The following is a 5,849-nucleotide window of genomic DNA, read 5'->3' as shown; positions in this document are numbered from 1 at the left end:
ATCCGGCCTTACATAGGCCATACGCCCAATCGTTCCGGATCTGGTGATTAATGTCCAACGCTCCCCAAGAGTAAATAACGGGTTACGTTCCACTTGCTTCTTGGCTATCAACGGCAAGGTCGAAAGATCTGCAAGCAGAATGTCTGAACTACCTAAGAATGGGGTGCCATAGCGTGGATCATCAACCCAATTCCGCCCCTCCCGGCCCGCATGGAAAATATTTTCCGTTACGTCTTGCAGTTTCTCTTTCGGTACAGAGAGGCATGCCAGCGCATCTCTAGCCTCAAGGGCTCCGGACATATATGGGTTGCAATCAAGGCGCCTACCTGGCTCATCCAGCCAACTAGAACGAATAATGCTCGCGTTTTTGAAACCTGCAAAGGTCATACGGGCACCTCCGAAGGAAACCATTCATGCAGTACGCTCAAAACGCGAAAGTCGCCCACATCGACGCCGAGGCGTTCAAAGCAACGATAGCGCATAGCTTTCAGTCGTGTGATCATTTGCTGGGCTCTGGATGTGTGGCGCGAAACTCGGCATAGGCTTTGGCAATCTCCGGCAGGTCATCATGGAGAATTCGCTCTTTGCGATGAAGCGTGCGAACTTGTAGGCCGCCGCCAATACGGACTTTCTCTTCATGGCTGACATCCACAAGAATTTCTTCACCATCTGGATGGCGCTTGTAGAGAGTGTTTCCTCGACGGTCGAAGCCCACATTCTCTGCTACTGCCATAAAAACCGGGTAATCCTTCTTTTGCCCTAGATCTTCAGCTTGAACAACTTCAGCTGGCTTCCTTTTCAAAAACAGTAGAGTAGTCTGTATGTTTACATTCGCCTCTACAATGAATGACTCAACCGGCAAGTCGATGCTGGCCAACACCCAGCAATGGCGAAGAATCCAATAGCGGATGTACTCATCGCCGGGATTACCGAGAACACCATTTGGCAATACAATTCCCATTCGACCGTTTGGTCGGAGCCACCGTACACATCGCTCAATGAATAGCGTTTCTGGAGCCACTGCAGGCTTGACATTATTAGTCATCACAAACCCATCTTCATGCCGTTCCCAGCGGCGTGCCAGTTCGTATTGCTCTAAAATAGTCTTTTCGGTAACGGGGATGTCAGATCCAAACGGCGGGTTGGTCAGCAAAACATCGATCGAGCCAAGGGGAATGTCTTCCTTGGCAGACTGCACGCCGGGCAAGTCACCGCGAGGAAACTCCAGCGAGTTCATGTGATAAAGATGGCCTAACGAATTGCCGGCCATCATCACATTCATCTGTGCGGCCTTCACAAGGAAGGGATCGAAGTCGGCACCGAATAGGTTTTTAGACACGAAGCTAGCGAGGCGATCACGGATGGACAAGAACTCTTCCGTATTCTCTTCGCCGGCCTTAATGCGCTTTTCGTCTTGAAAAACCTTGTTGAGGTAGTTGAGGGTCTCGACCAGAAAGCCGCCTGTGCCGCAGGACGAATCAAGCACGCGCTCATGCTCTTTGGGTGCCAGCATCTTGACCATCAGGCTGATTGCGCCACGCGGTGTGAAGTATTGGCCTCGATCTCCGCGCAGGTTGGTACCAACGATTTCTTGGTAGGCCGTTCCTTTGGCATCCACATCGGTGCGACCAAAGTCGTAGCGAGCCAATTCTGAAACAATGAAGGCCAAAGCCCGGTCGGACAAGGTTATCTCTTCGTTGCCTTTGAACAGGCCGTCGTACTTCTTCTTCACTGCCTCAAAAAGTGGCTTGATGCGCAAGCGGATTTGCTCACGGCCTGAAACTTCAAACGGCTCAAACGGCCCTACCCAGAAACGGCGTGCTTCGTTGGGCTGCTGCTCGTCATACATCTTGCAGAAGATGAGATACAGGAACTGCCAGAAGGCAGCGTCCTTGGGCATGCCTTCGTTGCCGTGGATGTAATTGTGGCAGCGGCGGAAGGCTGTGCGCAGCATGACCGGATCGGCGCGGCGTAAGCGTCCCATGGAGCGACCCTCGACGCTGAAGGAATCGTCACCCAAAGGCCAGTCGCCGATGGGCTTGAGCTTGGTGTCAAAGCGGGTGACCTCCTTCTTGAAGAAGAAGAACTCCAGGCCGTTGGTCCAGAGGCCGTAGTCGCAGCTTTCGACTTCAGCCATCACGGTTTCTAGTACCTCAAATTCTTTGCGCGCCTCTTCGGGATCACGCATGCGATAGGCGCCCTTGGTGCCGAGCTTAGGCTCCTTCTCAACCACCACGGCGCGGTAGAGGTTGTCCACCGTGTGCGCTTGGCCGGGCTTGAAGATGGCAATGTCGAGCTTGCGGTTCTTGCCCAACACCTTGACCTTGAAGTCAGGCTCCATGTCTTCGGCAGCAATGCCGTACTCATGGATGATGGCGCGGGCAATCCGCTGGCGGACTTGTTCCTTGTCGCTGTCCTTCACCGGGTTGCCGGTAATGTAGTCAAAGACCTTACCGTCGTCGAGTGCGCTCTCCGGCGCTTGGGCTTCTTGATCAAGGTCACGCATATCGTTGTTTTCCGGTGTGGAGCGCTGCTTGGGCATTGCGCAGCTCCTTGTTATCAAAGTCATCACTGCTGGTGGCGGCACCGCCCTCTCGCACCCAGACGTCTACATCTTCCTTTTTAAACTTCCAGAAGCGCCCGAGCTTGGGCCCCGGCATGCCTTTAGAGGTAACCCAGGTGTAGACGGTGGCTTTGGCCGCGGCGAGATAATCAGCTATTTCATCGACGGAAAGCCAGCGGTCGTCCATGTCTGCATCCATACATAAATGCGCCGCTAAAATTGCGGCAAATAAACAAAGTCTACGCCACTTTCATCCAGTCCGACAGGTTTGAGCCTTCTTTAGTTGGGTTTATTCTTGTCACACTCGTTTTCCCGGGATCAAGGGCCTTCAAACCATGCTTGGCTTTCAGCTCGAGAACCCGTGCCTCGCGCACTTCTTGAAGCAGGACGGAGTGATGGCGATCACCCCGCCGCACGGCGTGCTGTTCCTGCCCGCCCGCATCCCGGGGTGCATTCTCGTGCTGAAGAAGTCTAAGAAGCCGGACGACGTGCTATTCATCAGTGCGGAAGACCATTTCGAAAAGGGTAAGCGACACAGCCAACTCTTGCCGAAGCACATCGACAAGATCATCGACACCTAACAGTTCCGCAAGGAAGAGGCTCGCTACTCGCGAGGGTGGGCATGGATGAAATCGAGAAGAACGATTTCAAGCTGAACATCTCCCACTTGGCGACTGTGCATGGGGAGCTTGTCGCGAGAGCAGAAGATCAAGATCACTACGCAGCAGTACAACGAGTTTCTCAAGGAGGCTGGGGCTGCCCTTCCTGGTCGCGGGGCGATAAGCCAGTTCGCCATGTATGGGTGTAAGTTTCGTCTGAATTTTCTTATGCTTACGCGCGTGCGCGTGCGCGAGGGCGGAAAGGAAACTTTGTAGAATTCGCTGGGTGTTGGCATTATCGGGCTTGTCACCCGGCGGCTCCGCAACGGCAGATTAGACAGTCACCGAAACCTCGTCCCTCAAAAAGCGGAGGCGATGAGGACGACTTACGTCCGACGACCCAACGCCAGCAGCCAAGCCGTTCGCGTGACTCGACGCTATACCTCGTAATGCGTGCATCAATGCCTCGTCGGCGCGGCCAGGCACGGTGCGCTCGTGGTGCCTAGGCAAGGCCGGCGTGCAGTTTCCCTGGGCGTTTGTGAGCTCGGCTTGGCAACCCTTAAATGGCCGGGATTGCCTCGACTGAGCTACCAACGACAAGCCACGCTGATCGACAAGGATGTGGTGTTCGCAGCCAGCTTGCCCCGATCAGTTGGGTTTCGACCGGTGTACTCGCCGCCAGCCGGCGAAGGCACGCTGGCGGCATCAATGCACGCTCGATCCGACACGATCTGGTCCTGTTCGCGGAGCCGGCGCAGTATCGCCTCGTAAATACTCTGCCATACACCCGCCTGCATCCATTCGTGCAGGCGACGCCAGCGGGTCATTCCGCTACCTCACCCAAGCTCACGCGGCAGATACTCCCATGGTATTCCAGTCCTGAGGACGAACAGAAATACCGGTCAGTGTTGCCCGGTCCCCATGCGTGGTCGACCACCTCTCGAAGGCGGCGGGTACGCTGAAAGATGAGCCGCAACAAGGGACCAGAGCTCGTCGGGAATGAGTGCCTTACAACAACTGATTTCGTCAATATATGTGCGAAACCTTAAACCGACGTTCGCTCTGGCAGTTAAACTTGCCGTTGGGCAGCTATTTACAGGGCCAGTATGCCGCGAACCTAGCAGGTCACGCCAAGTGATTGTGACTAGATTTGCTTGACGGTACCATGTCTGCCTCAAATATGCGTTCTTACGAGTAACGGTTGATTTAATTGCCTCGGCAAAATGAACTTCTAATAAGCGCTGCCCGAAGCGATAGACGCGGATCTGAGCCGCGCGGCTACTAACAATAAAGAATCACGAGGAAAAGGTAGTGGTAAAAGTCTTGAATGTTAACGGCCGGAATTTTTCCGTCGGCGAATCCATTGCCGAAGCGGTCACCCTCATCGAGCACGACTACGGCGGCGAAATCGAAGTCGACAATGGACAGGCCAAAGGGCCATTCGTGGCTTATGGGTTTCCTCGTCACGGCGCGGTGCAGATTGGCGTGCGGTTGAACAAGCAGAAGCTTACTTTTTACCTCCGAGAACGCGCCCCGGACGGTCGTTTAATGCGCGACTTGGTTCCAGGGCTGCAAGTGAATGCGCGCTATGACGGTACCACTGGTAACCCAGTCCACAGCATCAAGGATGGACGTGTCCGGTACTTGAAGCCCGGCGAATCACCGGTGCTTCAGATAGCGGTCCAGCCTGAGCAATTGCGCGCAGTGCTTGACGCTAGTTTAGGCTTGGTGCCGTTAGCACGCGGTGCATCCACTGCGGCAGGCGGCACGGTGGATGGAATGCCCGCGGAGACTGCGGCAACGTCCACCGGTGGGACTCGCGGAATTTCCTTGCCACCTCTGACGCCGGAGGAGTTGATCGAGCGGCAAGACGGCAATTCAATGCTTGGTCGACACGGCGAAGAGATCGCCTTGCAGTTCGAGCTTTCGCGTCTGCGCGATCTCGGTTGCTCGACACCTGGGCGCTATGTCAAGCATGTGGCTGTGGAGGATGTGGGACGCGGATTTGACATCGAGTCCACATGGCCCGGTGAAGAGCGATACATCGAGGTGAAGACAACGAGCGTAGCGGGGTCGGACTTTTTCATCACGGCCAACGAGCGAAAGGTTCTGCAGGGACTGGGGCAGCGAGCCTGGATCTATCGCATTGAGCCCAATCCGGTCGAACTGGGCGTGGCACAACTCATACGGGACCCGATAAATACGATTTCTGAGGACAGCTATACGCCGCAGGTGTGGCGCGTGAAATGGCCGAAGCGTGTTAACTGATAAACAAAGTTTCCGTTGGAGAGTTGATATTGTCTACATTTACTGTTGTTAACGAAATTACCTTGGTCGGGGCGATCACTCGCTGTGCGTGGCGATTGGTCTACATTGCGCCAGGTGTGACTGAACCGATCGTCAAAGCGATGAGCCAACTCATGGCACGAGACGAACCGCCCGCGCTCACCGTCATCGTAGACACCGATGCCGAGGTTTGCCGGCTAGGCTATGGGACTTTGGATGGCTTGAAGGCGCTGCAGCAACTCTCGACGAATCAGATGCTCCCAGTGCGTTATCAGCAGGGACTGCGGCTCGGTGTTCTCATTTGCGATGATGAAATTTCCGTCTATTCGCCGACCCCCTTGCTGATCGAGGCCGGTGCGGAGCGAGAGGACCAGCCCAACGCAATACAGCTCGGATCAGCG

7 protein-coding genes are annotated in these 5,849 nt (G+C 55.1%); 3 read left to right on the top strand and 4 right to left on the bottom strand.

The features are described from left to right. The 3 genes from RTX98_RS18200 to mads1 form a co-directional block, all read right to left on the bottom strand. The coding region (locus tag RTX98_RS18200; protein WP_312798208.1) for a hypothetical protein at nt 1–387 on the bottom strand (387 nt) is incomplete at its 3' end. 112 nt (nt 388–499) lie between these two features. Then, nucleotides 500–2,542: a methylation-associated defense system DNA methyltransferase MAD2 gene (gene mads2 / locus RTX98_RS18195; protein WP_312798207.1), complete on the bottom strand. Its 2,043-nt coding sequence runs from the start codon at nt 2,540–2,542 to the stop codon at nt 500–502. Beyond that, nucleotides 2,499–2,750, bottom strand: a complete 252-nt coding sequence (gene mads1 / locus RTX98_RS18190) for a methylation-associated defense system helix-turn-helix domain-containing protein MAD1 (protein ID WP_312798206.1) — start codon at nt 2,748–2,750, stop codon at nt 2,499–2,501. The genes mads2 and mads1 overlap by 44 nt, the downstream gene beginning before the upstream one ends. 208 nt (nt 2,751–2,958) lie before the next feature. Between mads1 and RTX98_RS18185 the strand changes: the two genes are divergently transcribed. Next, on the top strand, nt 2,959–3,144 hold the full coding sequence (locus tag RTX98_RS18185) for an N-6 DNA methylase (protein WP_312798205.1): 186 nt from the start codon (nt 2,959–2,961) through the stop codon (nt 3,142–3,144). Between the two features lie 605 nt (nt 3,145–3,749). Here RTX98_RS18185 and RTX98_RS18180 read toward each other — a convergent pair. After that, the gene (locus tag RTX98_RS18180; RefSeq protein ID WP_312798204.1) at nt 3,750–3,989 is read right to left on the bottom strand and encodes a hypothetical protein; all 240 of its coding nucleotides are present in this window, start codon (nt 3,987–3,989) and stop codon (nt 3,750–3,752) included. A 484-nt stretch (nt 3,990–4,473) separates the two neighbouring features. Here RTX98_RS18180 and RTX98_RS18175 point away from each other — a divergent pair, with 484 nt between their 5' ends. Together RTX98_RS18175 and RTX98_RS18170 are read left to right on the top strand one after the other, a co-directional pair. After that, nucleotides 4,474–5,430: a DUF3883 domain-containing protein gene (locus RTX98_RS18175; RefSeq protein WP_312798203.1), complete on the top strand. Its 957-nt coding sequence runs from the start codon at nt 4,474–4,476 to the stop codon at nt 5,428–5,430. A gap of 29 nt (nt 5,431–5,459) precedes the next feature. After that, a partial coding sequence (locus tag RTX98_RS18170; protein ID WP_312798202.1) for a hypothetical protein occupies nt 5,460–5,849 on the top strand: 390 nt, incomplete at its 3' end.

The organism is Tianweitania sp. (assembly GCF_032053605.1).
Taxonomy (GTDB): Bacteria; Pseudomonadota; Alphaproteobacteria; order Rhizobiales; family Rhizobiaceae; genus Tianweitania.
The sequence above is the reverse complement of the archived record's forward strand: the minus strand, read 5'-3'. Positions and strand labels throughout refer to the sequence as shown.

Bases quoted from the DNA above. Each gene is read 5' to 3' on its own strand.
- mads2 (WP_312798207.1), bottom strand. From the start codon at position 2,542: ATGCCCAAGCAGCGCTCCACACCGGAAAACAACGATATGCGTGACCTT.
- mads1 (WP_312798206.1), bottom strand. From the start codon at position 2,750: ATGGACGACCGCTGGCTTTCCGTCGATGAAATAGCTGATTATCTCGCC.
- RTX98_RS18185 (WP_312798205.1), top strand. From the start codon at position 2,959: ATGGCGATCACCCCGCCGCACGGCGTGCTGTTCCTGCCCGCCCGCATC.
- RTX98_RS18180 (WP_312798204.1), bottom strand. From the start codon at position 3,989: ATGACCCGCTGGCGTCGCCTGCACGAATGGATGCAGGCGGGTGTATGG.